The organism is Butyricimonas hominis (assembly GCF_014287455.1).
Classification (GTDB): Bacteria; Bacteroidota; Bacteroidia; order Bacteroidales; family Marinifilaceae; genus Butyricimonas; species Butyricimonas muris.
This window is the reverse complement of the sequence record NZ_JACOOH010000009.1, coordinates 102,925-127,611: the sequence shown is the minus strand read 5'-3', so window position 1 is coordinate 127,611 and position 24,687 is coordinate 102,925. Positions and strand designations below refer to the sequence as shown.

General features: G+C 46.2%; 22 protein-coding genes. 8 read left to right on the top strand and 14 right to left on the bottom strand.

What is annotated here, in order from left to right:
- The first annotated feature begins 5 nt into the window (after nucleotides 1-5).
- Together H8S64_RS18695 and H8S64_RS18690 are read left to right on the top strand one after the other, a co-directional pair.
- The gene (locus H8S64_RS18695) at nucleotides 6-542 is read left to right on the top strand and encodes a radical SAM-associated putative lipoprotein (RefSeq protein ID WP_176555154.1); all 537 of its coding nucleotides are present in this window, start codon (nucleotides 6-8) and stop codon (nucleotides 540-542) included.
- Nucleotides 535-1,605, top strand: coding sequence for a TIGR04133 family radical SAM/SPASM protein (locus tag H8S64_RS18690; RefSeq protein WP_099294150.1), 1,071 nt, complete (start codon nucleotides 535-537; stop codon nucleotides 1,603-1,605). The genes H8S64_RS18695 and H8S64_RS18690 overlap by 8 nt, the downstream gene beginning before the upstream one ends.
- 39 nt (nucleotides 1,606-1,644) lie before the next feature.
- Here the strand turns inward: H8S64_RS18690 and H8S64_RS18685 are convergent, their stop codons facing one another.
- From H8S64_RS18685 to H8S64_RS18660, 6 genes are all read right to left on the bottom strand, one after another.
- Complete coding sequence (locus H8S64_RS18685; RefSeq protein ID WP_186978147.1) at nucleotides 1,645-2,379, bottom strand: TerB family tellurite resistance protein; 735 nt, start codon at nucleotides 2,377-2,379, stop codon at nucleotides 1,645-1,647.
- 6 nt (nucleotides 2,380-2,385) lie between these two features.
- A complete protein-coding gene (gene coaE, locus H8S64_RS18680; RefSeq protein WP_186978144.1) occupies nucleotides 2,386-2,982 on the bottom strand; it encodes a dephospho-CoA kinase in 597 nt (198 codons plus the stop codon).
- 4 nt (nucleotides 2,983-2,986) lie between these two features.
- The gene (locus tag H8S64_RS18675; RefSeq protein ID WP_099294144.1) at nucleotides 2,987-3,976 is read right to left on the bottom strand and encodes a CdaR family protein; all 990 of its coding nucleotides are present in this window, start codon (nucleotides 3,974-3,976) and stop codon (nucleotides 2,987-2,989) included.
- An 88-nt stretch (nucleotides 3,977-4,064) separates the two neighbouring features.
- The gene (gene yajC, locus H8S64_RS18670) at nucleotides 4,065-4,388 is read right to left on the bottom strand and encodes a preprotein translocase subunit YajC (RefSeq protein ID WP_099294143.1); all 324 of its coding nucleotides are present in this window, start codon (nucleotides 4,386-4,388) and stop codon (nucleotides 4,065-4,067) included.
- A 12-nt stretch (nucleotides 4,389-4,400) separates the two neighbouring features.
- On the bottom strand, nucleotides 4,401-4,847 hold the full coding sequence (locus H8S64_RS18665; RefSeq protein ID WP_099294761.1) for a DUF1573 domain-containing protein: 447 nt from the start codon (nucleotides 4,845-4,847) through the stop codon (nucleotides 4,401-4,403).
- A gap of 35 nt (nucleotides 4,848-4,882) precedes the next feature.
- The gene (locus H8S64_RS18660) at nucleotides 4,883-5,653 is read right to left on the bottom strand and encodes an AMP nucleosidase (protein WP_099294142.1); all 771 of its coding nucleotides are present in this window, start codon (nucleotides 5,651-5,653) and stop codon (nucleotides 4,883-4,885) included.
- A gap of 79 nt (nucleotides 5,654-5,732) precedes the next feature.
- Here H8S64_RS18660 and H8S64_RS18655 point away from each other — a divergent pair, with 79 nt between their 5' ends.
- Nucleotides 5,733-6,998 (top strand): S-adenosylmethionine:tRNA ribosyltransferase-isomerase, encoded by a 1,266-nt coding sequence (locus H8S64_RS18655; protein ID WP_186978142.1) that lies wholly within the window; start codon nucleotides 5,733-5,735, stop codon nucleotides 6,996-6,998.
- Nucleotide 6,999: 1 nt separating this feature from the next.
- On the top strand, nucleotides 7,000-7,443 hold the full coding sequence (locus tag H8S64_RS18650) for a type I restriction enzyme HsdR N-terminal domain-containing protein (protein ID WP_186978140.1): 444 nt from the start codon (nucleotides 7,000-7,002) through the stop codon (nucleotides 7,441-7,443).
- Between the two features lie 639 nt (nucleotides 7,444-8,082).
- On the opposite strand, the gene meaB is transcribed toward H8S64_RS18650, so the two are convergent.
- The 8 genes from meaB to ppdK form a co-directional block, all read right to left on the bottom strand.
- Nucleotides 8,083-9,201 carry a methylmalonyl Co-A mutase-associated GTPase MeaB gene (meaB, locus tag H8S64_RS18645; RefSeq protein ID WP_222621212.1) on the bottom strand — a complete coding sequence of 373 codons (1,119 nt, stop codon included), beginning with the start codon at nucleotides 9,199-9,201 and terminating at the stop codon, nucleotides 8,083-8,085.
- A 153-nt stretch (nucleotides 9,202-9,354) separates the two neighbouring features.
- The gene (locus H8S64_RS18640; protein ID WP_186978138.1) at nucleotides 9,355-9,615 is read right to left on the bottom strand and encodes an HU family DNA-binding protein; all 261 of its coding nucleotides are present in this window, start codon (nucleotides 9,613-9,615) and stop codon (nucleotides 9,355-9,357) included.
- 18 nt (nucleotides 9,616-9,633) lie between these two features.
- Complete coding sequence (locus H8S64_RS18635) at nucleotides 9,634-12,450, bottom strand: fimbrial protein (protein WP_186978135.1); 2,817 nt, start codon at nucleotides 12,448-12,450, stop codon at nucleotides 9,634-9,636.
- A gap of 8 nt (nucleotides 12,451-12,458) precedes the next feature.
- Nucleotides 12,459-13,514, bottom strand: a complete 1,056-nt coding sequence (locus H8S64_RS18630) for a fimbrillin family protein (protein WP_186978133.1) — start codon at nucleotides 13,512-13,514, stop codon at nucleotides 12,459-12,461.
- Nucleotides 13,515-13,611: 97 nt separating this feature from the next.
- Nucleotides 13,612-14,712 (bottom strand): fimbrillin family protein, encoded by a 1,101-nt coding sequence (locus H8S64_RS18625; RefSeq protein ID WP_186978131.1) that lies wholly within the window; start codon nucleotides 14,710-14,712, stop codon nucleotides 13,612-13,614.
- 41 nt (nucleotides 14,713-14,753) lie between these two features.
- Nucleotides 14,754-15,770 (bottom strand): DUF5119 domain-containing protein, encoded by a 1,017-nt coding sequence (locus tag H8S64_RS18620; protein WP_186978129.1) that lies wholly within the window; start codon nucleotides 15,768-15,770, stop codon nucleotides 14,754-14,756.
- On the bottom strand, nucleotides 15,767-17,023 hold the full coding sequence (locus H8S64_RS18615; RefSeq protein ID WP_255469610.1) for a DUF3575 domain-containing protein: 1,257 nt from the start codon (nucleotides 17,021-17,023) through the stop codon (nucleotides 15,767-15,769). Before H8S64_RS18615 ends, H8S64_RS18620 begins: the two co-directional genes overlap by 4 nt.
- An 854-nt stretch (nucleotides 17,024-17,877) precedes the next feature.
- Nucleotides 17,878-20,610: a pyruvate, phosphate dikinase gene (gene ppdK / locus H8S64_RS18610; protein ID WP_186978128.1), complete on the bottom strand. Its 2,733-nt coding sequence runs from the start codon at nucleotides 20,608-20,610 to the stop codon at nucleotides 17,878-17,880.
- A 274-nt stretch (nucleotides 20,611-20,884) separates the two neighbouring features.
- Between ppdK and mnmL the strand changes: the two genes are divergently transcribed.
- The 4 genes from mnmL to ffh all read left to right on the top strand — a co-directional run bounded on the left by mnmL (nucleotide 20,885) and on the right by ffh (nucleotide 24,579).
- Nucleotides 20,885-21,811, top strand: a complete 927-nt coding sequence (gene mnmL, locus H8S64_RS18605; protein WP_186978127.1) for a tRNA modification radical SAM protein MnmL/YtqA — start codon at nucleotides 20,885-20,887, stop codon at nucleotides 21,809-21,811.
- 120 nt (nucleotides 21,812-21,931) lie between these two features.
- Nucleotides 21,932-22,429, top strand: a complete 498-nt coding sequence (locus H8S64_RS18600) for a prolyl-tRNA synthetase associated domain-containing protein (protein WP_099294104.1) — start codon at nucleotides 21,932-21,934, stop codon at nucleotides 22,427-22,429.
- Between the two features lie 48 nt (nucleotides 22,430-22,477).
- Nucleotides 22,478-23,137, top strand: a complete 660-nt coding sequence (locus H8S64_RS18595) for an aspartate kinase (protein WP_099294102.1) — start codon at nucleotides 22,478-22,480, stop codon at nucleotides 23,135-23,137.
- Nucleotides 23,138-23,253: 116 nt separating this feature from the next.
- On the top strand, nucleotides 23,254-24,579 hold the full coding sequence (ffh, locus tag H8S64_RS18590; protein ID WP_099294100.1) for a signal recognition particle protein: 1,326 nt from the start codon (nucleotides 23,254-23,256) through the stop codon (nucleotides 24,577-24,579).
- Nucleotides 24,580-24,687 lie beyond the last annotated feature (108 nt).

Below are 24,687 nucleotides of genomic sequence, written 5' to 3'. Positions count from 1 at the left end.
GGAAAATGAAACGCTTAAAAAGTTATTTAGATAAAAGTTGGAGTGGGCTGCTCTCTTCTTTATTGGCAGTATTAGGATTTTCCGGTTGTGGAGGTTCTGCCGATTCACCGGAGGATATACCTCTTATGTATGGAACCCCGACAGCTTCCTTCTCTATTAAAGGTAAAGTACAGAATTCTGCCGGGCATGCATTGCCGGGTGTCCGGGTTGTTATTCCTAAGGTGGAATTCTATCAGGTTGCCACGGAGAGTTTTATCCCGGACTACCCGATAATCACGGAAGAAAGACGTGATACCTTGTATACCGACGAGGAAGGGCGTTTCGGGCGTAGGTTTTATGATTTCCCGACGGATACAGTGCGGTATGAATTACAATTTTACGATGTGAACCCGCTGGCGGGAGTGCCTGCCTGCGAGCCGGATACGTTAAAAGTAACTTTTACACGTGACGAGTTACAGCGGGATAAGAATGATAACGAGTGGAACCGGGGAAATGTAGTGAAAGAGATTACCGTAACCTTGAAAGAGAAGGCAGATGAGTAATAAACCGGGTTTACGGCAACGTTTAGGATTAGAGGCTTTTAGGGCTAAGCGGCAACAGCAGAAGGAATCGCACGAGCTGCGTACTTTATTTTGGGAATGTACGTTGCGTTGTAATGTTGCCTGTCGGCATTGCGGGAGTGATTGCCGTGCATGCGTCGAACAGGCGGATATGCCGAAAGAAGATTTTTTACGGGTGATAGATTCTATTACTCCACACGTGGATACGCACCGTGTGTTTATTATATTCACGGGCGGGGAACCTTTGATGCGAAAAGATCTGGAGATTTGCGGACGTGAATTGTATCGGCGGGAGTATCCTTGGGGAATTGTGACGAATGGTTTGCATCTTTCCCGTCAGCGTCTGGATTCTTTATTGCAAGCCGGAATGCATTCAATCACCGTCAGTCTTGATGGATTTGAAGATGCTCACAACTGGCTCCGTTGTCACCCGCTAAGTTTTCAACGGGCGACCGAGGCGATTCGGATGCTTACCGGGGAGGAGGAGATTATTTGGGATGTCGTGACTTGCGTGAATCAAAATAATATAGAGCAGTTGCCTGCTTTTCGTGATTTTCTTATCGGGATAGGGGTGAGGCGTTGGCGTATATTCACGATATTTCCGGTTGGACGAGCCGCAGAAGTTCCTGAATTACAATTATCCGACAAGCAATTTACCGGGTTGCTGGATTTTATTGTATCTACCCGTCAAGAGGGCAAAATACAACTGAATTTCGCTTGTGAAGGTTTTCTGGGAAGATATGAAATGAAAGCCCGCGACTATTTCTATCATTGCAACGCGGGTATCTCCGTTGCTTCTGTCCGAGTGGACGGTTCTATTTCCGGATGTCCCAGCATCCGGGCAAATTATAATCAAGGTAATATTTATCGAGATGATTTCATGCAAGTGTGGAATGAACGCTTTGTTCCTTTCCGTGACAGGGAATGGGCTCGTCAAGGAGAATGTGCCGATTGTTCCATGTTCCGCTATTGCGAGGGAAACGGGATGCACCTGCACGACGAGGCAGGCAGGCTTCTCGTGTGCCATTACAGGAGAATTGAATAAAATTCATTTTCAACTTTCAATTCTCCATTTTCAATTGTTTTACATTCCCCGTTGTTTCTTGATTTTCTCGTATGCCTCGTTGATGGCCATAAATTTTTTCTCGGCTGCTTTGCGGATGTCTTCTCCCATGTACCCGACTTTATCCGGGTGGTTCTCTCTTGCCATTTGTCGATAGGCTTTTTTCACCTCTTCATCCGTGGCGGAAGGTGTTATGCCCAGCACTTGATAAGCCGAATCCGAATCATCGTAATACATGGCTTTGATAGACTGATACGTGGTCGTGTCTATGCCCAGAAGATCGGATATTCTATCCAGTAAGGCTATTTCGCGGTTGCATACATTACCGTCTGCTTTTGCCAGCCCGAACAGGAAATACAGTAATTGTGTACGCGAGTAGATATTCATGTTCGCGCGTATTTGCATGGCGACTTGATCTACAGCGATCTCCTTGTTTAATAAATCCTTGATGATTGCCACGGCTTCCCGTTCGCCTTCCGCGCCGAAGTTATCACGGAAGAATCGTTTGACGTATTCCAGTTCGCCTTTTGTCACTTTCCCGTCCGCTTTCATGAGGCCTGTCGCCAGCACGACGAGGCTGAAAAGAAAATCACCTCTGCCCGTCGGACCGGACGCGGGGTTTTGTGATTGCTGTTGATTCGTGATCACGGTTGCGGTATCAAATGTCGATCCGATGAAGAAACCGAACAACGCTCCTATGGGGCCTCCCATCGCGAATCCTAATCCCGCTCCTATCCATTTTCCGTATTTTGCCATAATATATTATTGTTTTTTATTCGGGTTGTTTAGTTGTTGAATGATATCGTGTATTTGTTTTACGATCCGATCGTCGTCATTGTTGTAAATGACAAAATCCGATTTTGGCAATTTCTCGCTGTCGGACATTTGGTTGTTGATACGTTCCATCACTTTCTCCCGGCTGGTAGAGTCCCTCGCGACAACTCGCCGGATGCGGGTTTCCATATCCGTTGAGATCAAAATAATGTAATCGAAAAGAGATTCAAGCTTGGATTCGAAGAGGATTGCCGATTCGAAAAATACCAGTTTGCTCTTTTGTACCGAGCACCAGTCGCGGAAATCTTGGGTTACAACCGGATGAACAACGCGGTTCACTTCCGTGATGGCACGCTTGTCGTTGAAGATGATAGAAGCAAGTTGTTGTTTATTCAATCCGCCCTCGGGCAAATAGATATTCTCCCCGAAACGTTGTATCAAGGCTTGCCGGATATCTTGATTCCGGTTCATGAGCGAAGAGGCTCTCCGGTCGCTGATGTACACGGGATATCCCAAGATTTCGATTATCTTCGCGATAGTGGATTTGCCGCTACCGATACCCCCTGTCAATCCGATTTTAAGCATGGTTTTATTTTTTCTTTTCGATTAAATATTCAACCGATTCGGGCATGAGCACGAGAGATTTGATATGCGCGGGTTGCTTGTCCACGCTGATTTTGAGGGCTGCCGGGTTGCTTGCAATCTGGTCGTAATCCACCGAGAACGAGAAACTGGTATCCGATACCGATTCGTAACGGCTGAGCCCGATATCAAACGTGAAATCTATATTCTGGGGAAACAGGCGAATCAATAGCGAATCCGGTAAATTTTTCACTTTTATCGTTGCCTTTTTCTTGGCTTCAGTGAAACGCTCCACTTCTACTTTCACTTTTGCGCCGCTCTCCGAGATTTGTGTTCCGGGAATTTCTTCGAAGGAAACACTTTTAGTCACCTCTTTGGATAAGTCCTTTAGTTTTAATGGCGTGGTGTACACTCCTTTCAAGGTATCAAGAATCGTGGCAGGTCCGCTGATATCCACGTGATCGGGTGTCACGGAAATGTCGTTTTTCAACATGTACTGTCTTTTGAGCGTGTAATCGACTCGCGGGATGACAGGGACTTTCTTGCTTCCGAATTGCGAGAACTGGAACGTGATGGTTTCCGGTTTTATATTAATTAATTTGATATCGGAATTGAGTTGTGCGCTGATTCGCTCTTTAATGTCAACCGTGCTGATCGTGTATTCCAGCATATCTTTGCGCTCAAGGAGCGAACTCACGTTGATCGCGATGGGTAAAAAAGAGGTACCGATGCTGTAACGCAACAGCGTGAAACCGTGCGCCCTGATTTCTAATGTCATGTTCTTGGGAGGCTCCGAAACGAGTAGTTTACCCTTGGGGAGATCCGTGTATCTTATCGGGTAAGTGAGTTCCGTGGTGTACTCTTTATTCAGCGTGTTGAGAAACCATAGAACCGTGGCAATAATAAGGCAAACCCCATAAGTGATCACGTTGCGTTTTATATGCAGATCGTGATGGGATTTAAAGAAATTGACAATCTTGTCTATGATGCCGCTCATCTGGAATATCGTTTATAAAATTGACAAGTTCATAAAGTTCATAATCTCGTTACTTTAGAGACTTTATGAACCTTATGAACTTTATAAACTATTTAGCCGCGGGAACGTCTGTCATGTCTTTCACGACAGCTTCCTTGCTTACTTTTAATCTGGCTTGACTTTCAACCTCGATGATCACGGTGAAATCGTTGATCTCCACGATTTTCCCGAAGATTCCCCCGGTCGTCATGATTTTGTCGCCTTTCTTTAGTTCATCCCGGTATTTTTTCAATTCCTTTTGTCTTTTCATCTGCGGTCTGATCATGAAGAACCAGAAAACAACCACGATAAGAATAAGGAAAATGAATTGCATGCTCGCGCCACCGCCCTGGGTAGCTGTCTCTTGTAATGTCAGCATAAAAATTGTGTTCATAAATCTACTTTTTTATTGAGTTTTGATATTTGCAATTATTTTTAGTTCCACTACTTTTTCCGGAACGTTTGCAAAGATATTAATTACTTTGTATTGTTTACCATATCTGCCCGAAGAGTTGAATTCAACTTCAATTTTTCCTTCTCCGCCGGGGGGGATTGGTTTTTTGTCGTACTTCGGAATCGTGCAACCGCAACTGCTTTCCACGTTCAGGATCACGAGGCTTTTTTTACCCGTGTTCTTGAAATGAAACGTGTGTGTCACGATCTCACCTTCCGCCATATCCCCGAAATTGAAAGATTTATCTTTTATTTCAAATTTTGCCGTGGCGGTAGAGTCGTTTACCGCGGTTCGTGTGCTTGCCGGACTCTCGTTTTGTTGTTTGTCTTTTACTTTCCCCTCGCAGGAGCAGAGCAAGAGCGCGATGCCCGAAAACACATAAAATATTCTTTTCAGCATATTTTTCATTTTGCCAACGAAAGTACGATATAATTTTAAAAAATGAGGTGCTTCATCGAATAATTTTTATCCCGGATATTTTTCATCGTTTCGATACCTATATCGAGATGCTCCCGGACAAAGTTTTGCGTGACCGCCTTGTCCGACTCCGTGGTTTTTATGCCGTCCGAAATCATGGGACTGTCCGAAATCAGCAGTAATGCTCCCGTCGGGATGCGATTGGCAAATCCCACTGTAAAGATCGTGGCTGTTTCCATGTCTATCCCTAGAGCTCTGGTTCCCACGAGATACTCTTTGAAGTGCTCGTCAAATTCCCATACCCGTCGGTTCGTGGTGTAAATAACTCCCGTGTAATATTGCTTGCCGTGCCTCGTGATCGCTTTCGAGCAGGCTTTCTGGATGCTGAAGGCGGGAAGTGACGGTATTTCCCGCGGCAGATAATCATCCGAGGTACCTTCGCCCTTGATCGCCGCGATGGGGAGAACGTAATCTCCCACGTGGTGTTTGGTTTTTAATCCCCCGCATTTCCCGAGGAATAGAACGGCTTCCGGTTCGATAGCCGTGAGCAGGTCTAACACGGTGGCGGCGTTAGGACTCCCCATGCCGAAATTGATCATGGTAATCCCGTCGCACGATACGTTGGGCATATTTTTGTCTTCACCCAAGATCGGGGCGTTGTATTTTTCCGCGAACAGTTCAAGGTAATAATCGAAATTCGTGAGCAGAATGTGCTTCGAGAAGTCCTTTAACGGACGTCCCGTGTAACGTGGTAACCAATCGTCTACAATATCTTTCTTTGTTTTCATCAAACTTTTAGTTTTTGCCTTTTAGTTTTTACCTTTTATCTTTACTTTTGTTGCCTTAAAAGTAAGATTTTATTACCGAATGACAAAGAAAATACCGGCTGAAAATTCTCGGGCAGGCATAGAGGATTTGAAAGAAATTCGAATTGAAGATTATACTTATGATCTTCCGGAGGGGCGTATCGCCAAGTTTCCCTTGGAGCGACGCGAGGCTTCGAAATTGTTGATATACGAGGACGGGGAGATTGGCGAAAGGCATTTTTATGATGTGCCCGCGATGCTGGAACCGGACATGATGCTGGTATTCAATAACACGAAAGTGATTTATGCCCGTGTGCTTTTTCAAAAAACGACGGGTGCCGTCATCGAGGTTTTTTGCCTCGAACCCCATTCGCCCGCCGATTACGTGCAGAGTTTCGCTTCTTACGGGCGATGCGAGTGGAAGTGCATGGTCGGGAATCTGAAAAAATGGAAAGAGGGGACGATATATTGCCATTATCAAGTGAACGGGGTTGATTACCGGTTGGCTGCCACGCTAAAATCACGGGAAGAGAACGACGTGATTGTCGAGTTCACGTGGGATGCTTCGCTTAGTTTTAGCGAGGTGCTGGAGTGTTGCGGGCGTATACCTATTCCCCCTTATTTGAACCGGGACTCCGGGGAGGATGATAAAATCCGTTACCAGACGGTTTATTCCAAGAACGAGGGTTCGGTTGCTGCCCCTACAGCCGGGTTACATTTTAGTGTCCCTGTGCTGGATGCTTTGCGGGAGAAAGGAGTCGCGATAGAAGAGTTGACACTGCACGTGGGGGCCGGGACTTTCCGCCCGGTGAAAAGCGAAACTATCGGTGGGCATGATATGCACACGGAACATATATCCGTGCGTCGGGAAGTCATATCGCGTTTGTACCATCACCCGGAAAAGATTGTCGCGGTGGGAACAACTTCCGTGCGGACACTGGAAAGCCTTTACTGGATGGGGGTAAAGCGGTTGACGGGAGTCGATGATTTCAATTCTTTGGAACAATGGGAAGTCTATTCTTTACCGGCATCTTACAGTGTACGGGAAGCCATGGGAGCGTTGTTGACGTGGTTTGACGAGCACGACACGGAATTATTGAAAGCGAAGACCACGATTATTATCGTGCCCGGTTATACTTATCGGGTGATCTCGGCGATGTTTACTAATTTCCACCAACCGCAAAGTACCCTGTTGTTGCTCGTTGCGGCGGCTATCGGTGAGGATTGGCGGAAAGTGTACGACTACGCGTTAGCGCGTGATTTCCGTTTCCTGAGTTACGGGGACAGCAGTTTTTTGAAAGTACGGACAACTAAAAGCGTGGAATAAAATGAAAAGTTTGAACCTTCCTTCTTTCGATTACAAGGTGAAGAAGCAGAACGGACAGATTTGGATATTCGATATTATCCGAAAGCGTTACGTTGTGCTGACCCCGGAGGAATGGGTAAGACAACATTTTATTCATTTTCTGGTAGCGTGTAAGCATTACCCCGCTCAATTGATCGCCGTGGAGAAGGAAATACAAGTATGCGGGATGAAGCGCCGCTTTGACGTGGTGTGTTACGATCGTCAAGCCAATCCCTATCTTATCGTGGAGTGCAAAGCTCCTTCCGTGGCATTATCACAGGTCGTTTTCGATCAAGCTTTTCAATATAATTTATCTATTGCAGCCCGTTTCGTCGCTATAACAAACGGTTGTGAGCATTTCTGCGGTGAGGTTGCCCGGGAAAACGGCTTTCGGATCGTTCCGGAGATTCCTGATTTCGGGGTGTAGACAATTATTGTTTTGACAGAACATGCCCACGGCATTATAAATGAAATGCCGTGAGTATGTAACATGTCCTTTTTTGTACGAAATTGCAACCAACTTGGAGGCGAACTCTACTGTTTTTCAATAGAAAGGCTGCATGCCATCCCCATGTCATTAAACCAACGATTAATAATTATCAATTTGTCGCTTGTTGCTAAAAGATAATAATAATGTTGTAAGTACGCGAGTATTTGATTACCAATATAAAATAATAATAGGCTGTTTTGTAGGATTCTCGCAAAAATTATCTATATTTGACTGTCATTAATCGTTCGTTTAAAGCGATTTTTGAACTATTCTTACACTATTATTAGTGAGTTCCCCACGTGTTCAGTTATTTTGTAATAATTATTAATGATGCTACAAGTGTTTAGGTTGATATCAAATCTTTTGTAATTCTCGTGGAAGTATCATGATTTTTCAGCTGCAATAGGAGTTTCATGGAAGTATGATAGGAGTATGATAGAAGTATCTCCCAGTGAACTATAAAAGAAACGATTCGAATATAGCTGCGATGCAACTGATTATCTTATATATATGGTAGGATTATAACCTCCCCTCTTCATAAGAGGGGAGGTGGAAAGAGGAAATGTTTTTTATATCCTACTTTAATTCTTTCGTGTCGTTTTTGAAATAATTGTCCAGTAATCGGAAGGCAGCGGCGAAAGAACTTTCTTCATTGCTTAATACTTTTTCTTCAGCCTGTTTGATTTGTTCTTTTTGGCTTTGGTAGAAACGGTTTCTTAATTGCTCGTCTATGGTTTCGTACATCCAATATTTGGCTTGTTCGCTGCGTCGCGTGTCGAAATACTTGTTTTGCTGGGTAGCGCTACAGTATTGAAGTATATTTTCCCATATTTCCTTGATTCCGGTTTTCTCGTAAGCGGAACAGGTCATCACCTTGGGTTCCACTCCCGATTCGTGGGGAGGGAACAAGTGTAGGGCGTTTTGTAATTGCACTTTTGCCAACTCGGCACGGGTGATGTTGTTACCGTCTGCCTTGTTGATAATGATGCTGTCCGCCATTTCCATGATACCTCTTTTGATGCCTTGCAATTCATCTCCGGCCCCGGCGATTTGTACCAGAAGAAAGAAATCGACCATGGAATGAACGGCTGTTTCGCTCTGACCGACTCCCACGGTTTCAATCAGTATAATATCGAATCCGGCAGCCTCGCACAGAAGCATGGCTTCTCGGGTTTTGCGGGCAACCCCGCCTAATGACCCTGCCGAGGGGGAAGGGCGGATATAAGCACGAGGGTCGCATGCCAATTCTTCCATGCGGGTTTTGTCGCCTAGTATACTTCCTTTCGAACGTTCGCTGCTGGGGTCGATGGCAAGTACCGCGATTTTGTGTCCTTCGTTGGTGAGGAATTTACCGAAAGCCTCGATAAAGGTACTTTTCCCCGCGCCGGGAACCCCCGTGATACCGATACGCACGGATTTGCCCGTGTTCGGGAGGCAGCGGTTAATGACATCTTGTGCCATTGCCTGATGATCTACGCGGGCACTTTCCACGAGGGTGATCGCTTGGCTTAATATGTTGATATCCCCTTTCTGGATACCGGAAAGGTAATCATCCACGGATAAGACTTTTTTCTTTAGATGTTTCAATCTTTCCGCGATTGCCGGGTTCACCGGGTCCGGTTGTTCTATTCCCTTGTTGACGGCTAATCCTTCATAGCACGCTTCGTTTTCAGGATGTTCTATATCTTGTTGCATATCGTTTGATTTAAGGTGATGCAAAGATAAAGTTATTGTTGACAAGTTACAAGCCGATGATATTTATTAATTCCCTCGTGAATACATGAAGAGTGCGATGCATGGGGAATGAAGAACACCGCCTTGGTAAGGGGCGGTGTTCGCTGGTTGCATTTATTTGTCGGGAAAGGTGGGCCTGAATTTGATCACCTTGCGTGATTCTAGTTGTTCCCGCTCTTTGGTATAAAGATTGTACGTAACGCGAGGGGGAAGTTCATGTGAGAAGAACGCCCCGAATCCCATTAACGTTATTCGTTGTCCTGTTTGCAGAGCCTCGGCGATGCAATCTATCGTGGCTTGTACCGCTTTCAGGGCGTCGCCCTTCGAGAGCCCGGTACGGTCTGCTACTAATGATGAAAGTTCTCGTTTATTCATTTCTTGTTGTTTCTTTTGTTAGTCAATATCTCGCACGCAACGTACGCCGCCGATCTCGTCGGTTTTGTTATGTAGTAAATAGAATTCCCCTCCTTTGTTTTTGACAGAGAAGCCTATACGGTCACCGCCTGCGGGGTTGAAACTGAAACGGCTCTTGGCGAAATGGTCTGTTAATGGCCACGAAGTACTGTTTCTAGGCATTCTAGAATACATCAGAGCCAGTTCTCTTTGGTTGGGTACTCGCCATCCCATGGGACAAACGGGGTTTCTTCCTCCGGGCTCCGAGCGTGCCATGACGGTTTGCCAACTCAAATTGTTTCCGTGTGTTGTCGAGTGTATATTGAAAGCCTTCCAGGGCTTGTTGTAGCCGCGTACGTCACGTTCGTTATGATCCTCCAGCTCCTCAGTGGTCTTGAATCCCCGGATGGATTTGGCATCCAAGCGGGTTAGCGTGATGGTTCCTGTTGCTTCGTCGTAAGTGGCAAAGTCGTCAGGTCGCACCTCTTTGACTGCATTTTTCGGTACACCCAGGTTTCTGACACACCTGTAATAAACGATCGCACCGTCTATTGCTCCTGCTCCGGTTAGTTTTCCGATGGAAGACCCCTCGGAAGACCATAATATGTCCGGATTATCCCTGTAAGTTTTATTCCATATACCTTCTTCATCTTTGTCAAGTACCGTACTGCTCGCATACCATTGCAGGCTTTCCTCCCATGTGCTCCGTTTATACAATCTGGCTTGAGGGTCAAAGGAGTTTTCTCCGATCCACAAGTCCGTGAGTTGGTTGATACTAGCAAGATACCATTGCACTTCATTCTCGTCGATTCGTCCGTTCCCGTCCATATCCCGGTTAAGGCGCATACATTTGTATTTGGCGGCATTATAGGCGGCTTGCATTTCCCACTTGGCGGAATTTATATAGGTATCCCACTCTTCTGAACCCGAACTTGCCATCCACATATTGATCGTGTTCGCACGACCGTTATCTTTGTCATCGTACGTGCGATTGGTTCTTATTCTTTGTGTTTCGAACTGGTAGCGGTTTTCGTCTTGTATCATTTCGGTACCCCATGCCGTGAAGTTTTCGGTGGCTTTCTTGTTGTACATGGTTTGAATGGATGCCTGCCTGATGGAGTACAGGGCGGTGGTTTTGGTACTCATGTGGTCCGCGCTGTATTTAAGGTTAGACAGGATATTGAGTACTCTTTTCTCCGTGTTGACAAATTTTTTCCATAACCCGTTTTCCTCGGTTTCCGTGGTGTTTTCAGGATTCACCTCGTAATAGAAATCTTTCAGGAAAGTGGTAAACACGATTTCATCCGCACTGTCGAATAGGGTGCCCGCGTTAGTGCCGTTATCGGTATACCTGCGTTTGCACTCCTTTAATATGTTTATCAGTTGTTTGATATTTAGCATCTTGTCGTTTCCCGTGTTGATGTCCGCCATGTATTTGTCCAACGGGTGCGTGTTGCCGGTTACTGCTAATTCGGCATCCGTGTACACCTCGTCGTCCCCTTGGTATTTCTCGAAGTCTCCATTATACGTGGTTCTTGTTTTTGTGTTAATACGGAAACATATCCATTCGTAGTCCTTTGGATTCTCATTTTCTGCTCCTTTGGAAAAAGGGGTGGAAATGTTCCACGTCAGCGACTGGTCAATGTCACTTTGATGGAAAACGGTCTTGAAGACTTCGTTATGCGCATCGAATTCCAGAACTTCTTTGGCAAGCACAACATCACCCTCGCTTCCGGGGGATGGTTCTTCTTGTGTCGTTGATTCCACTTCCACGATAATGTCATCCACGCTCACGATCTTCACGTTGTAGGTGTAAAAGTGATTCCGGAGGCTGTTATAGTCATTCACGCCGGTTACAGCCCCGAGATGAACGGTGTACGTCACGTCTGCCGAAACTTCTTTGCCGGAACCTATTATATAGTGAATATTTCCCCTGAATTTCACGTGTGTGGTTCTCTCGTCGGCGTATTCGTACGCACCGTTTGTCACGGTGCCGTCGTCGTTAGGCGTTTTCTCCTGTTTCTCGCGCAACGCGTATTGCTCGGCATACATTCCCGTCGGGGGAATTGTTTTTCTAGGGTTTACTTTGTTTTCGGGGACGTAGAACGCGAAGGTGTTGGTGTTCGTTGCCGTGATTTCAAAGTTGTTCCAATTGCTGTTGAAATAATTGCCCTCGAATTCAAATTGTCCTTGCACCTCGGTCGGGAGCACGTTCACGACTTGGGGTACTGTCACGACTTGCCAGTCGAGCGGGGTGAAGGTCACCCCCTCTGCTGTCGTCACGTTGAAACGGATTTTGGCGTCCACTCTCTTCAAGGGGACGTTTACCGGGTTGGTGGTGTTAGCGGTTAAGTCGGCAGTTGTCGTTCCGCTCATCAGGAATTGGGAACCCCTCTCGATGAACCCGTCTTGCATACGGGAAGTCAATGCCAGTAAATCGGGTTGCGTGGTTATCGCGTCCAGGGTTGCTGTCGTCAGGTCGAAAATTGCCGTGTTGATGTTGGCTATGACGGCTATGGTTTTACCGCTTCCGGCGGGGATGTCTTTTATCTCGATTTGATGCGTGTTCTGTTGGTTGATCCCGTCGTAAAATCGTCCGAACGCTTTTGTCCCGTCCTGGTTGAAGATAAACACGTAAGCATTTTGTATCCGTCGTTCTTCCTCGTCACTCGACACGGCTCTCGACATATTGTTCGAGGTGTTGAACTTCAATTTTAACGCCGCGCTTCCGCTACTTTCTTCCGAGCCGAATTTATCGTCCCGGCAGGCAGTTAAAACGAAACTCAAAACACATAACAGGTATATATACTTTTTCATATCTTCTTTTATTTGAAATCGGGCACATTAACAGTTTTTTGGGTCCACTCTTCTACCGTGCATGTTAGCGTGACGTCTGCCAGGGCAGAAACGAGGATGTTTATTGAATAGCGTTTTCCCGCTTCCAACTCTTTTTTTATAAGGTCGCTTAGCGGGGCGGTTTTGGTTACGGTCTTGGTTTCTCCCGCGGCAAGCGTGTAGACCACCGTTACCGTGATTTCGTCACCCGCGTCTATGTCTTGGGGTAATAGCAACAAGCGCGAGTCGGCAGGGGAGATGGAAGTGTAACTGGAAGATTCAGAGATATCCGTGTCCGCTAATAGGCTGTTGGCGATGCCGAGCGTGTAGGATTTGTCGGCGGCGTCGGCGGTTGCCGTCCACGAGAATGTTCCCGGGGTGTCGCCGTAAGCGAAGTCGGCTTTGTTTTTCAGTTGCCCGAGGGTGATGGATGTCACTTTCACCGGAAGCTCGCGTGCGGCTGTCATTTTGGCTTGGAACACCACGCAGGCGAGCGTGTGCTTGAACGCCAGAGTCAGTTTTCCTCCGGCGGGCACGTCCGCTTTCGTTTGGTCGAGCAGGGGGACGGACACCAGCAGGTCATGTTGCGCTTTCACCGCATCCGGTACCGTGTAGGTCAGCCGGGGATAGCCCGCGTCGGCAAAGCCGGAGCTTAAGCCGATGTTAGCGTCGCCCTTGGCGGCATAGGGCGAATAGGCGAAAAATGAAACCGTGCCGCTGTTGGGCCAATACATGACCGGGGTATATCCCCACGCATCACCGCTTTTCGTTATCCGCGTGTTGCACATGAAATTGGGGCTTAACGCCGTGGTGAATGTCCCGTCGGCAGCGTAGTAAGCATACACGCCGAAGTCCTGCATCGTGGCGATATTTGTTTCGCTACCTCTGCCGAGGGGGGGCGAGATAAAAGGTTCGCCGGTTCCCGCGGCAACAAAATCTATTTTATCACCTTCGGTGACGGGGTCCGTGTGGTTCATGCTTTTGTCGCACGATGTGAACGCGATCAGTAATGCAGCCGACAATAAAATGTATTCTCTTCTTTTCATCGTTTGACTTTTTTTGAGTTTTTACTAGTACCCGGGGGCGGACATTCAACCGCCACCGGGTGAGCCGTTAGGCTAGGGGTTGTAGAATATTTGTACCTTATTTGGGTTCAATGACACCACCATCAGCGTCTTCCCATGTTTCAACCGTGGTTGCGAATTCGATAGGGAATAAAACGCCATCACCGGCACCGAACAACAAGTTGTAAGTCACTTTCTTGTTTCTTAGCCAAATTTCACTAGTGGATTGCTCTCCTTCTTCAGTGTAAGAAATAGCACTGGAGATTCCGACTGTAACATCTGCGAATGCGCTTTCGCTACCATGCAAGTAGACTTTGGTTTCCCCATTAGCAAGTACTTGATAGATTTTGCAAGAGATTGTCAGGTAGGCTCCCGTGTTTTCTCCATCACCTGCCACGAATCCTTGAGGTAACAACATCAAGGCTTTATCATCACTTCCGATTTTGGTATAGGGATTTGCTTCGGTACCATCAGTATAATTTCCCGTTACTGCGTCTGAAGTAACCGTATATGCCGCGGTTGTTGCATCTAGTGTCCATGTTTCGGTTTTCGTGTTGAAACTTCCACTGTTTTTCAAGTTATGAATCTGGATACCGTTTTCAGCTATATCCACTTTTAAGTTCGTGGTTTTAGTCCCGACCTTGAAATGCACCTGGGTTAAGGCGTGCTTGAATGGCAGGGTTACGGTGTTGCCTTCTTCTTTTGTTTTCCCGATAGCCAATGCGTACATCAAATCCACCTGGCTTGTTTCCGCGTCAGGCACGGTGTAGGTTAATGTTAAGCCGTTTGTCTTGTCGAATGTTTTCGCCGTGATAGCTGTATTCCCATACGGGGCGTAAGCGTAAAAATCAAGCGCTTCTGTAGGCCAGTATGCTTGATTAGAAGTATTCGCGTACGTCCATTTTGTACCATCGGATATAATCTTGATTCCTTCAGTGGCGGTTCCCATGTACGGGGAGTCACCCCCCTCGATGTTGACAAACGCGGTTACACCGAACGTGTTGTCCTTTGTCAGGAATTCGGTATTGTTATCCACCGGGTTACCTCTCGATATGTTCTTGTAGGTCGAGAACCCGATCAGGTTACTTTCTTTGTTGATTTCCGAATCAACAACATCGCTTTTGGCACAACCGGTAAGCATGGCTACCGCTGTTAGTGCGTACAATAAGTTTTTCTTCATGATAAAACAAATTAAGAAATGAGTAAATATTTATTCTAAACTTAAATTGGTAATTCCGTTTCAATCTCTTCCCACTCCTCGATGTCGGGGTGGAATACTCCCTCACCGTTACCGATAGCTTCCGGGAGAGTGATTTCCGCCCTGATCTTGTGAACGCGTTGAGTGCCGTCGTGCGACGTTTCTATCAAATCGTGCACGTTAAGCGTGACGGTGTGGGTTTCCCCGTTCACCAGCACGAAGTGCATGATGAGCTGGTGCCTGTTGACGCAAGCGTCGTTCTCCTGTTCCGGTCCGAATGCAATCAGTTTTTTCGATATCGTGCCTACCTTGTAGTTGTCGGGGTCTACGCGTTTGTTGTTCAGCACGAACTCGTGCGTGACGTTGTTCCCGTATTTGGATGCCGTTTCGAGGTTCACGCCCTCGCACATGGCTGTCAGGTGGGTACGCGGCGCCCCTGCCGTCGACGTGATGTTCGTCACCTTGATTTCGATATCGATCAATTCCGTCCGCCGTTCCGGGGTGACCTCGACGGTGCGGCTTATCTCGTGCGTCCCTGCCGCCGGTTTCTCCTTGAAATAGTGGATGTCTCGCGGGGTGATCTCTATCTCCCTCGCTAGCGCACTAGCGAGGATGTCGCATTCCGTCAGGTAGGCGCTTCTGGCAGTCCCTTCCGCTTTCGAGAGCAGGCTCGAGTATAGCGGTTCTTCGTTAGCCGCCAGGCAGGCTTTGAATGTTGACAGGTTATCGATGTCCGTGAAGTTGATTGCAGCCAGCTCCTCTTCCGTGTTGTTGACGAGCAGCAGGTCGAATTTTCCCACGGGGAGGGCGATGTCAATCGTGTTTGGGTCACTGCATACCCGGCATTTGCCGACAGCTTTCCCGTTCTCGCGGTCAAACACGTAGACCGATATCCCGTTCGGTTCCAGTTGTGCCGGCTGCCAGTTGACGTTCAGGCGTACGAACCCCTGTTCTTCCGTGGCGTAATACAGCCTGTCTCTGTCGCAAGAGGAACAGGCAAGAGCGAAACAAAGCCCCGCGATATAAGCTATATTTCTCATTTCACACCTCCTTCTTTCTTTACTGTTTTTTTGTTTAACAACCACACGAGTGAGATTTTCGCGGACGTGGGTCCGAACCATTGCCGTCTTTTGACTTCCCATGGATACCTGAAAACTTTAATGTCCCCGTGCATCGTGTTGTTCGCTTTATCGTATTTCTTGCTATCTCTTTGCAAGTAACCCACGCCGAGACTGTACTCCATGCGGAAGCATTTGCCGATCTTGTGGGCGTAGGCTCCTTGGATTCCCGCGTCGAAGAAATCGCCTTGTTCCCCGTCTTTATCGAAGAATTGCAGGTCGTATTTCCCGACACCGCCGTACAGCCCTATATTCCATCCCGTGAGCACCTCTTGCGCGTCGCGGTCCCCGAACCAGTATTTCACCGTGGCGTGTCCCGCCAATAGCTGCATCGTCCAGTCGGCTCGCGAAGCTTTCCACCACGGGAATATGCCTTCCGCCGCTACCGACCATTGTTTCCCGATGGGTACCTCTATCTCGAGGTTCGCGGCTGAAAGCACGTCATAGAGTAAGTTCGTTTTGATGGCGAACAGGGGTTTCGTGATGATCACGGGTGGCGCTACCGGCTCCGGTTCCGGCTCGGCGGGAGGAGTAACTACTTCCTCTACTTGGAGCTCCTCTTTTGGTTCCTCCGGGATGAACTCCTGCTTGTAATAAATCACGCAAACGGCTCCCGTGCGTAACACCGGCAGGAAGTGCTTTTTGATATATCGCCAAGTTTCCCCTTTCTCCAGTATCTTGATTAACCATTCTTTCGCGTCCGGTTCCCGATCGGAACGAATGATTTTGAGTACTTTCTCCCGGTGCGGGATATTTTTGTCATCCTCGATCATACGGGTAAAATCTTCCCAGTTTTCAGTGGTATGGCGGGTACGGATAAGTTCGCTTTTTATCATGGGATATTTTTCCATGATAAAAGTCTTGATGTACGCTGCCCTTTTTTCCGATAGGCGCAGGTTATAACTTTCTCTTCCGTCGGGTGAGGAGGCTGCCTTGATGGTGATGGAGTCCAGATTGGGAATGCTTAACTTGTTCTTGATGATATCATCCAATTTCTTCAGAGATTCGCTATTCCCCATGTATGCACTGTCCAGTGTTGCCCCGTCAATTCTAAAATAAAGCACGAAATTGTTCATCGTGTCTATTTTATGGTAACGTTCTTGCGCGTGGATATTGCTATCTACGCGGGCTAATGAAAGCATTATTAGAGTAAAAATAAATACACGCACTTTCATGATTCGGGTTGTTTTAAATTATTATTAATATCATTAAACGATCGTTAAATGATTTTCCAGTGAAATGCATTGTGTCGATTATCGTAAAATATGTAAGTTTCTGATTGCGAGAAATGAAAAAAATAATAAATGACTTGTCTGTTTTAAAAATATATTATATTTTTGTGTATCATTAATTGATCGTTTTTAGATATATCTCAAATTATTGCTATATATCGGTAAAATTGGTAATTTAGAGTGCTTTTCATATACTATATCCCGGTTGTTTTTAGGGATATTTTTTGATAGAAACTCAAGCATAAATTTATTCCGGGTTGTGGTAGTTTTTTTTAGGCACGGAGAATATTCGACAAGAAGCCGTTGAGATAAGGGAGTAATAAGGGAACAAAGACGTTTCACCTTCGATACAAAGACGTTTCAAAGACGTTCACGAGCGTCTTTGAAACGTCTTTGAAGCGGCTTTGTACCGGCTTTAATCCCTTTTTTAAATAGTATTACATTGGTTTTTCACTGGGAAAAGTTTACTTAAACCAAAGTAAACTGATGAAAGGAAATTGTAATCAACTCATGCTGAAAGATGGAGGGCACGGCTTTTAGGGATGAGTTGTAATTATTTTACTGAAAAAGAAAAGAAGGTGTCCAAAAAGTACTCATCTGCTGCGTTCCTGCTTCCCAAAGATTCGGTCTCGTACTTTATACGCTCCCAGAGAAACTTTACATTACGTTTCTGTCTTTGTAAATTAGAGCCTTACATCTAAGCACTTTTTGAACAACCTTCTAAAATGGAAAAAAAGGCTGTCTATTTACTTTTTAGACAGCCTCTTCCTTTATTTAAACAGAAATAATGTGTTTATTTATTTTTTCGCGTGCATAATTGCAGCCTGCGCCGCGGCCAGACGAGCGATCGGAACGCGGAACGGTGAACAAGACACGTAGTCCATTCCCACTTTGTCGCAGAAGATGACGGAAGAGGGTTCTCCCCCGTGCTCTCCACAGATTCCGAGTTTCAGTTTGCTGTTAGCTGAACGTCCTTTTTCGGCACCCATTTGAACTAATTGACCAACACCTTCTTGATCCAGTACGGCGAACGGATCGGTTTTCAGAATACCTTTCTTGATGTACTCGGGTAAGAATTTACCGGCGTCATCACGAGAGTATCCGAATGTCATCTGAGTCAAGTCATTCGTGCCGAATGAGAAGAACTCAGCAACTTCGGCGATCTGATCGGCTGTCAAAGCAGCGCGAGGTATTTCGATCATGGTTCCTACCATATAATCTACCTTGATGCCCTTTTCAGCGAATACTACGTCGGCTGTGCAACGGATGATGTTAGTTTGTTGTTTCAATTCTTTCACGGTACCAACCAGCGGAACCATGATTTCCGGTTTCGGGTTCAGTCCTTTCAATTTCAGGTTGCAAGCCGCTTCGATGATGGCACGCGCCTGCATCTCGGTGATTTCCGGGTAGGTAATACCCAAACGGCAACCGCGGTGACCTAACATCGGGTTGAACTCGTGTAGGGCGTCTACTTTTTCTTTTACCACTTCTACAGAGATACCCATTTTCTCTGCCATGTATTTTTGTGATTCCGGCTCATTGGGAGTAAACTCGTGCAATGGCGGGTCTAACAAACGAATGGTAACACCAAATCCGTCCATTGCTTCAAGGATTCCCTCGAAGTCGCTTCTTTGCATCGGGAGGATTTTTGCCAATGCGATACGGCGTTCCTCGACAGTGTCCGAAAGGATCATCTCGCGCATAGCGTCGATACGGTCGCCTTCGAAGAACATGTGTTCCGTGCGGCACAGACCGACACCTCTAGCCCCGAAATCACGAGCGACTTGCGCGTCGCGGGGAGTATCGGCATTTGTTCTCACGTACATACGCGTGTGTTTCTCTGCCAGTTCCATGATAGCCTTGAAATCCTTGTCCAAAGATGCTTCTGCTGTAGCCACTTTACCCAAGTAAACTTCTCCCGTGGAGCCGTTCAATGAAATCCAGTCACCTTCATTGATGGTAATGCCTTTCACTGTGAACGTGCGTTTGTGGTAGTCTACCACGATTTCTCCGGCACCGGATACGCAGCATTTACCCATACCGCGGGCAACCACGGCAGCGTGGGAGGTCATACCCCCGCGAGCGGTAAGGATACCTTCGGATACGTTCATACCGCGCAAGTCTTCCGGAGAGGTCTCCAGACGAACCAGAATTACTTTTTCTCCTTTGGCTTTCCATTCTTCTGCCTCGTCGGCGAAGAACACGACACGTCCTGTCGCGGCACCCGGGGACGCGGGTAATCCTTTGGTTAATACTTTTGCTTTTGATTGTGCTTCTTTGTCGAATACCGGGTGAAGCAATTCATCCAGTTTGGCTGCTTCCAGACGGAGTAGTGCGGTCTTCTCGTCGATCATTCCTTGTGCCAACATATCGACGGCCATTTTTACCATGGCAGTACCGGTACGTTTCCCGTTACGGGTTTGCAACATCCATAATTTACCGTCTTGGATGGTAAATTCAAGGTCTTGCATGTCGTGGAAATAGTCTTCCAGTTTTTGTTGAACGGCGTCCAACTCCGCGTAAGCGGTCGGCATAGCCTCTTCCAATGAAGGATATTTGGATTTACGATCTGCCTCGGAGATATTTTGCATTTTTGCCCAACGGCGAGAGCCCTCGATCGTGATTTCCTGCGGGGTACGGATACCTGCAACCACGTCTTCTCCTTGCGCGTTGATCAAGTATTCACCGTTGAAGATGTCTTCTCCGGTAGCGGCGTCACGAGTGAAGGCAACCCCGGTAGCGGAATTGTCACCCATGTTCCCGTAAACCATAGCCTGCACGTTCACGGCAGTACCCCATTCTTCCGGGATTTGATTCAATTGACGATACAGGACGGCACGTTCCGTCATCCATGAGTCGAACACGGCACAGATTGCTCCCCATAATTGCTCCCACGGGCAGGTTGGGAAATCTTTACCGGTTTTTGCTTTAACGACACCTTTGAAGCGGCGAACCAGTTCTTGCAGGTCTTCGGCGGTGAAGTCCGTGTCGTTGGTAATATTTTTTTCTGCTTTTAATTTATCGATCTCGACTTCGAACGGGTTGTGTTCTCCTTTTCCGGCAGCAACGCCCATTACCACATCTCCGTACATTTGCACGAAGCGACGATAGGAATCCCAAGCGAATCTGGCATTACCCGATTTCTCGGCAACGATTTTAACGGCGTCGTCATTCATACCCAAGTTAAGCACCGTGTCCATCATACCCGGCATGGATACCCGGGCTCCCGAACGCACGGAAACCAAAAGAGGGAATGCTTCTCCCTTTGATCCGAATTTGGCGTTCATTAACTTCTCGGTGGCCTCGATACCGGCTTTCACGTCATTTTCGATTAATTTGATAACAGAGTCGCGTCCTTCTTGGTTGTAAAGGGTACAAACTTCTGTCGTGATAGTGAATCCTGCAGGTACAGGAACTCCGATGAGATTCATTTCGGCAAGATTGGCGCCCTTACCTCCAAGCAGGTTTTTCATGTCTGCTTTTCCTTCTGCTTTTCCGTCGCCAAAGGTGTAAACGTACTTCGTACTCATAGTTCTGTTAGATTTTTTGCGTTTACCTCCTGACATTCAGGAGAATTTGTTTATATGATCATTCTTTGTTAAATATTCCTATCTTAGGGGTGCAAAGATAGTTTTTTTTCTTGAATAATGGAATAGAAGATTTTAGTTAAAATTTACGCGAACGTTTGTTATTATTCATAAAGTGAAAGAAAATGATTGTCGTGAATAAAAAATAGTGTCCGATGTTAAATTCTAAACAAATAAATGTTTATTTTCGCGGGCTGTTAATTATTGCGATAAACTAATGTTTGAACGAGATCAAAAACGATATAATGACTACCCGACCTATTTCCGAACGCTTTTTGGCGAAAGGGTTCAGAAATTGTCGATCGACGGGGGATTTACCTGTCCTAACCGGGACGGGAGTAAGGGTATCGGGGGATGCTCGTTTTGCAATAATGACAGTTTCAATCCTGATTATTGCCGTGCCGTGGAGGGTATTACCCGACAGATCGAGGAAGGTATCCGTTTTTTTGGCCACAAGTACAATAAACAAAAATATCTAGCTTATTTTCAGGTATATTCGAACACGTATGCGCCGTTGGAAGTGTTGAAACAACGGTACGAGGAGGCTTTGGCGCATCCGATGATAGCGGGGCTTGTGATTGGCACGCGACCGGATACGGTGAATGATGAAGTGTTGGATTACTTGGAACTATTGGCCCGGGAATATTATGTTTGCGTGGAGTACGGGGTGGAGTCGGTAAACGATGAAGTGTTGCAAAGGGTGAACCGGGGACATGGTTTCGCGGCTTCCGAAAGGGCGATACGTGGCACGGCGGGACGGGGAATTGCCATTGGCGCTCATTTGATATTCGGTTTGCCGGGAGAGAGCCGGGAGTCTATGTTGGAGGGAGCCGTACGGTTGTGTGAGTTACCGATACAAGTGTTGAAATTGCATCAGTTGCAGATCGTGAAAGATACCCGTATGGCGGAGGAGTACGCCGAGAATCCGTCGGCATTCCAATTATATACACAAGAAGAATATTTGGATTTCGTGGTGGAGGTGATTGAACGGATACGTCCGGATGTGTATTTGGAGCGATTTGTTAATCAGTCCCCTCCGGAATATTTAATTGCTCCCAAGTGGGGAATTAAAAATTTCGAGTTCACGGCGAAGTTGGATAAACGGTTGAGGGAGTTGGATACGTGGCAGGGGAAAGAAAGATAAAAGTTAAAAACTAAAAAATGAGAAGATTCTGTGAATGCCGATGGAATGATTCAGTGATGATGAAAAAAGAGTGTAAGAATTGTGCGGTCGGAATCTAAAATCTAAAATTTAAAATCTAAAATGGATAAGGTTGGACAGGAAAAAGTGTATGAAACGTTGGCGGCATTGGGAATAGAGTATGATTACGAGGAACATCCTGCAGCTCCGACAATAGAGATCGCGAAACAGTATTGGAAAAATTTGGACAGTACGCATTGTAAAAATCTGTTTTTCCGGAATCACAAGGGGAATAGGCATTATCTGATTATTTTGCATTGCGACCATGCGATGGCGATTCATGATATAGAAAAAATGCTGAAACAGGGGAAGTTAAGCTTTGCCTCAGAAGCACGTATGGAGAAATACTTGGGGGTGCGTCCCGGTTCTGTAAGCCCTTTCGGGTTGCTGAATGACGAGGAGCATCACGTGTATGTCTTTCTGGATAAACATTTGCAGGAAGCAAAGAAGTTATCCTTCCACCCAAACGATAACCACGCGTCTTTAGCGATAAAACTGGAAGATTTTGTCCGTTACATGGATTACACGGGTAACTCTTACGAATGGATAGAATTATATTAATTATGGAAAGAATCATTTTCAATTTTCAACTTTCAATTTTCAATTAACATGATGAGTGTAGCACAAGCAGTAGAAGGAATCATAAAACATAAACCTTATTTGTCGGAGGCTTTGGCATCCGGGATTATTAATATTTCGGCATTGGCGAGGCAGATTCAGCCGGAATTGGAGAACGTGTTGGGGAAACCGCTTAACGCGGGAGCGATCGTGATGGCATTGAATAGATTGGCTCCTTACCTGCAGGTACGGGAGCAGGTGCAATTGAAAAAGTTGCTGAACAACATGGGGGATATTATTTTGCGGAGTAACCTGTGCGATTACACGTTTAAAAATTCCAACACGTTGGTTGATTGTCATATCCGGGTACTGAAATCCATATCCCGCCGGGAGGAAGTGTTCTACACGATGGTGCAGGGTGTTTTTGAAACCAACCTTGTCGTGAGTGAGGTGATGGGGGAGCTTGTGGACGAGTATTTCAAGGAGGAACAATGTATTTTCAAGCAGAACGGTCTTTCGTCCGTGACGTTGAAATTGCCCAAGGGAAATATCCTGCAACCGGGTTTTTATTATTGCATCATGAAAGAGTTGTCGTGGGAGGGTATCAACCTGACTGAAGTTATTTCTTCAACGAACGAATTTACCGTGGTGGTGGATAACTCTTTAATAGATAAAACGTTTGTGGTTTTAAAAAATATCAGCCGGAAGTAATTGAAAATTGAAAATTGAAAATTGAAAATGAAATGCAATGTGTTTTCCGTTAAAAATACTAATTTTGCGGGGAATGAATAAATTAGGAGTAAAGAAATAATTTTCAATTGATAATTATGTTTGAGAATCTATCAGATAGGTTAGAGAAATCGTTTAAGATTTTAAAAGGGCAGGGAAAGATTACCGAAATTAACGTGGCAGAAACGTTAAAGGAGGTAAGACGTTCATTGTTGGATGCCGACGTGAACTATAAGATCGCGAAGGAGTTTACCAACACGGTGAAAGAAAAGGCTTTGGGAATGAATGTGTTGACTGCCGTGAAGCCGGGACAAATGATGGTGAAGATTGTTCACGATGAGTTGATCCGGTTGATGGGCGGTACCCATGTCGATATTAATATAAAAGGGAATCCTGCGATTATTTTGATGTCAGGTCTTCAAGGTTCCGGTAAAACGACGTTTTCCGGTAAATTGGCGAATCTGTTGAAAACGAAACGGGGGAAACATCCTTTACTGGTTGCCTGCGACGTGTACCGTCCGGCTGCTATCGAGCAGTTGAAAGTGTTGGGAGAGCAAATTGGGGTGCCGGTATACAGCGAAGTGGGAAATAACGATCCCGTGAAGATTGCCCAAAACGCCGTGAAAGAAGCTCGAGCTACCGGAAAAGACGTGGTTATCGTCGATACTGCCGGACGTCTTGCTATCGACGAGCAGATGATGAACGAGATTGCGGCAATCAAAAAAGCGATTGAACCGGAAGAAACCCTTTTCGTGGTGGATTCCATGACCGGACAAGATGCCGTGAACACAGCGAAGGAGTTTAATGACCGCTTGAATTTTGACGGGGTTATACTGACGAAATTGGACGGTGATACTCGCGGTGGTGCCGCTTTGTCGATTCGTACGGTTGTAAACAAACCGATCAAGTTTGTCGGAACGGGCGAGAAACTGGAAGCCTTGGATGTATTCCATCCCGAGCGTATGGCAGACCGTATCTTGGGTATGGGGGATATTGTTTCTTTGGTGGAGAAAGCACAAGAGCAATTTGATGCTGAAGAGGCCATGAAGTTGCAGAAGAAGATAGCCAAGAACCAGTTTAATTTTAACGACTTCCTGAGCCAGATACAGCAGATCAAGAAAATGGGTAACATCAAGGATCTGGCATCCATGATTCCCGGTGTGGGCAAGGCATTGAAAGACGTGGATATTGATGACGATGCGTTCAAGGGTGTCGAAGCAATCATTCACTCCATGACTCCTGCCGAACGCGAGAACCCCGAATTGCTGAACGGCTCTCGCCGAAAACGTATTGCCATGGGTAGCGGAACCACTATTCAAGATGTAAATCGCCTCTTGAAACAATTTGACGAATCGAAGAAGATGATGCGTATGTTGTCCAAAGGCGGTAAGATGATGGGAAAGGCGCCAATGAGGAGACGCTAGGAATTTTAGATTTTAAATTTTAGATTTTAAATTACCACGTGGGACTAAAACTGACTTGTGGGTTTAAAATCTGAAATCTAAAATTTAAAATTGACTTGTAGAATTTAA

Excerpts from the sequence above, each read along its gene's own strand:
- yajC (WP_099294143.1), bottom strand. The coding sequence starts at position 4,388 with ATGAACACAATTTTTATGCTGACATTACAAGAGACAGCTACCCAGGGC.
- ppdK (WP_186978128.1), bottom strand. The coding sequence starts at position 20,610 with ATGAGTACGAAGTACGTTTACACCTTTGGCGACGGAAAAGCAGAAGGA.
- H8S64_RS18635 (WP_186978135.1), bottom strand. The coding sequence starts at position 12,450 with ATGAAAAAGTATATATACCTGTTATGTGTTTTGAGTTTCGTTTTAACT.
- H8S64_RS18695 (WP_176555154.1), top strand. The coding sequence starts at position 6 with ATGAAACGCTTAAAAAGTTATTTAGATAAAAGTTGGAGTGGGCTGCTC.
- H8S64_RS18655 (WP_186978142.1), top strand. The coding sequence starts at position 5,733 with ATGACAAAGAAAATACCGGCTGAAAATTCTCGGGCAGGCATAGAGGAT.
- mnmL (WP_186978127.1), top strand. The coding sequence starts at position 20,885 with ATGTTTGAACGAGATCAAAAACGATATAATGACTACCCGACCTATTTC.
- H8S64_RS18665 (WP_099294761.1), bottom strand. The coding sequence starts at position 4,847 with ATGCTGAAAAGAATATTTTATGTGTTTTCGGGCATCGCGCTCTTGCTC.
- H8S64_RS18620 (WP_186978129.1), bottom strand. The coding sequence starts at position 15,770 with ATGAGAAATATAGCTTATATCGCGGGGCTTTGTTTCGCTCTTGCCTGT.
- H8S64_RS18685 (WP_186978147.1), bottom strand. The coding sequence starts at position 2,379 with ATGGCAAAATACGGAAAATGGATAGGAGCGGGATTAGGATTCGCGATG.
- H8S64_RS18690 (WP_099294150.1), top strand. The coding sequence starts at position 535 with ATGAGTAATAAACCGGGTTTACGGCAACGTTTAGGATTAGAGGCTTTT.
- H8S64_RS18630 (WP_186978133.1), bottom strand. The coding sequence starts at position 13,514 with ATGAAAAGAAGAGAATACATTTTATTGTCGGCTGCATTACTGATCGCG.
- H8S64_RS18660 (WP_099294142.1), bottom strand. The coding sequence starts at position 5,653 with ATGAAAACAAAGAAAGATATTGTAGACGATTGGTTACCACGTTACACG.
- H8S64_RS18675 (WP_099294144.1), bottom strand. The coding sequence starts at position 3,976 with ATGAGCGGCATCATAGACAAGATTGTCAATTTCTTTAAATCCCATCAC.
- H8S64_RS18625 (WP_186978131.1), bottom strand. The coding sequence starts at position 14,712 with ATGAAGAAAAACTTATTGTACGCACTAACAGCGGTAGCCATGCTTACC.
- ffh (WP_099294100.1), top strand. The coding sequence starts at position 23,254 with ATGTTTGAGAATCTATCAGATAGGTTAGAGAAATCGTTTAAGATTTTA.
- H8S64_RS18650 (WP_186978140.1), top strand. The coding sequence starts at position 7,000 with ATGAAAAGTTTGAACCTTCCTTCTTTCGATTACAAGGTGAAGAAGCAG.
- H8S64_RS18595 (WP_099294102.1), top strand. The coding sequence starts at position 22,478 with ATGATGAGTGTAGCACAAGCAGTAGAAGGAATCATAAAACATAAACCT.
- H8S64_RS18615 (WP_255469610.1), bottom strand. The coding sequence starts at position 17,023 with ATGAAAGTGCGTGTATTTATTTTTACTCTAATAATGCTTTCATTAGCC.
- H8S64_RS18600 (WP_099294104.1), top strand. The coding sequence starts at position 21,932 with ATGGATAAGGTTGGACAGGAAAAAGTGTATGAAACGTTGGCGGCATTG.
- meaB (WP_222621212.1), bottom strand. The coding sequence starts at position 9,201 with ATGCAACAAGATATAGAACATCCTGAAAACGAAGCGTGCTATGAAGGA.
- coaE (WP_186978144.1), bottom strand. The coding sequence starts at position 2,982 with ATGCTTAAAATCGGATTGACAGGGGGTATCGGTAGCGGCAAATCCACT.
- H8S64_RS18640 (WP_186978138.1), bottom strand. The coding sequence starts at position 9,615 with ATGAATAAACGAGAACTTTCATCATTAGTAGCAGACCGTACCGGGCTC.